Below are 2238 nucleotides of genomic sequence, written 5' to 3' on the forward strand. Positions count from 1 at the left end.
CAGGTATTACATTAGATTAATTTGCTTAAAAATGAGGGGTTGAATGATGCGGCTTGAGAACTCTAAGAAGCTTTTGGACAAAAGCTTCTTAGGTAGGTTGCTCTATTTTGCTTGTCCAACACTTCGGATTTGCGTCGGCAATGCGACACATACCTCCTATCTGTTACACCTATTTTTCACTCTTATAGACCAGTAACTCACCTTTACCTACTGGCACCAACGAAACGCTCAGATTTTTCTGAGAGCTTATCCACGCTCTGAATTCTGTAAGTTCATCTGCATGAGATATGGCATTATCACAGACCAATAAACCACCCGCTTTCAGAAGATTGAATATGTTGTCAGCTAACGATACATAGGTTTTTCTGTCAGCATCAAGGAAGATAAAATCCATACTTTCAGGGACATCAGATAGGACTTCTGCAACATCTCCAACTAGTTGAGCAATCTTCGAACTGGTATGCGTCTTATGGAAATTTATCGATGCCTCTTCTATTTTCTGAGAGTTTGCTTCAATGGTGTAAACCTTACCATCCTCAGGAAGTGCCGACGCTAACCAAATCGTAGAGTATCCGTTGGATGTGCCAACTTCCAAGATCCTGCGTGCGCCCGTTGCTTTAACTAGCACAGATAAAAACTCACCTGTGTCTTTTGTGATATTGAGGTACTGCTTTGATTTATCAGATTGAGCAAGATCGTTTTGAATCCCGAACTGCTCTAAATTTTCCATAATTAATTGAAATTTCAACGCATTTTCCTTAATGGGTATAACGGTATTATTAGTAAGTATTCTTATTTTAACGCAAGAGAATGCGCCAAAAGATTGAATAGCCACCAAATTAGTAGACACTATTACTGATTAGAAAGTAGGTCAATGCCCTCATTCATAAAAGGTGACTGATAAGTGGGCTAACTTTAAATGGGGCACTTTTGAGTTAGAAAGTGCCACGGGTAAAAATTCAGCCTGTGAAGGTTTTGGACAAAACCTTCTTAGCTCGTCTTACCTAATGCCATCAGTTGAGATAAGAAAAAGTATCTTGAAACCTTAAATGCTTGTTATGTCCGCACTCTCGACATGATGACGATGTCTATAAGATCATCTTCAACAAGCACAGCCTTGCGTTTTGTACCCTCAACTTTAAAACCAAAGGATTTATAAAGTGCCAACGCAGCAACGTTGTTTGCATGCACCTCTAACTCTAAACGCGTCAAGTTTAGCTGCTCATCACAATACGACAGCAAGTATTCCATTAAGAAACGACCCACTCCCTTTCCTCTAGAAGTTTTGGCGACCGCAATACCAAAAGATGCAGAGTGCTTTAACGTCGGCTTAGGCGTTGAGTTAATAGCCAAATGGCCCAAGAGTTCTCCATCGCTTTCAACTGCGACAAAATTAAGCTGGCTGTCATTGAACATTGAGTCAAACTCTTCCCTTTTGATCTCAGGCAAGTAACGATTGTTGTTCACAACCTCTTTGTCGGTGTAAATATCATACAAAGCCGGCAAGTCAACTGAACTCATTTTTCTTATTTTCATAGAACCTCAAAAAACCGAAAGGACATAACGCCACATTAGCACTCTGACTACCAGTAATTTGACATGATTTCTTTTGACCACTCGGGCTGCTCGACGGTTGTTCTTGGTAAGAATTCACCCATTACTGGCTTAATGTCTACCACTGGCGTACCGTCTATTGCATCCAATCCTCTAACTTGTAGCACACTCCCACAAACAGCAATAACTTCACAAATTGTAGAACCTAAACGGTTCGGTCGGTTTTTACCTCTTTGGGCAAAAATACCAACTTTCGGCCAATCAGTGTTATTTCTTGGATGCCTTGCCCCCGTGATGATCTTTGATTTATCAACTTTGTTGAAATAAAAAGTCACTTCAACATGAGAAAAATCAGACAGTCCGATAAGAGCTTCCGCCCCGAACGCAGCATCAATAACTATAGAGGCGTTTTCTTTATCCCAATTATCATCAATCATCTCACTTCTGGTTGATTCAACTTTTCCTATAGAAACAAGCCTAATTTCTTCCATGATTATTTTTCTCCTCTGGGCACTAACAGCTATATTAGACAGAACAATTTTGTACTTAAATATAAAATTATCCTGTCTAGTATCTTAATGACGAAAACCATACATCTGTTTTGCTATGAATAACAATACTTTAAGTTCTATAGCTCCTTACCTACATCACTAAATACAGATTTTTTCTGTATAGCATGAATTG

At 39.4% G+C, this 2238-nt stretch carries 3 protein-coding genes; all 3 read right to left on the reverse strand.

Annotation, left to right across the window (positions count from 1 at the left end; all coding sequences use genetic code 11):
• Nucleotides 1-169: 169 nt before the first annotated feature.
• The 3 genes from BCT81_RS27975 to BCT81_RS27985 all read right to left on the reverse strand — a co-directional run bounded on the left by BCT81_RS27975 (nt 170) and on the right by BCT81_RS27985 (nt 2045).
• Complete coding sequence (locus BCT81_RS27975) at nt 170-748, reverse strand: O-methyltransferase (protein ID WP_004739429.1); 579 nt, start codon at nt 746-748, stop codon at nt 170-172.
• A gap of 308 nt (nt 749-1056) precedes the next feature.
• On the reverse strand, nt 1057-1521 hold the full coding sequence (locus tag BCT81_RS27980) for a GNAT family N-acetyltransferase (RefSeq protein WP_102426554.1): 465 nt from the start codon (nt 1519-1521) through the stop codon (nt 1057-1059).
• 62 nt (nt 1522-1583) lie between these two features.
• Nucleotides 1584-2045 carry an SAM-dependent methyltransferase gene (locus tag BCT81_RS27985; RefSeq protein WP_102426555.1) on the reverse strand — a complete coding sequence of 154 codons (462 nt, stop codon included), beginning with the start codon at nt 2043-2045 and terminating at the stop codon, nt 1584-1586.
• Nucleotides 2046-2238 lie beyond the last annotated feature (193 nt).

The organism is Vibrio sp. 10N.261.52.A1 (genome assembly GCF_002876325.1).
Lineage (GTDB): Bacteria > Pseudomonadota > Gammaproteobacteria > Enterobacterales > Vibrionaceae > Vibrio > Vibrio chagasii.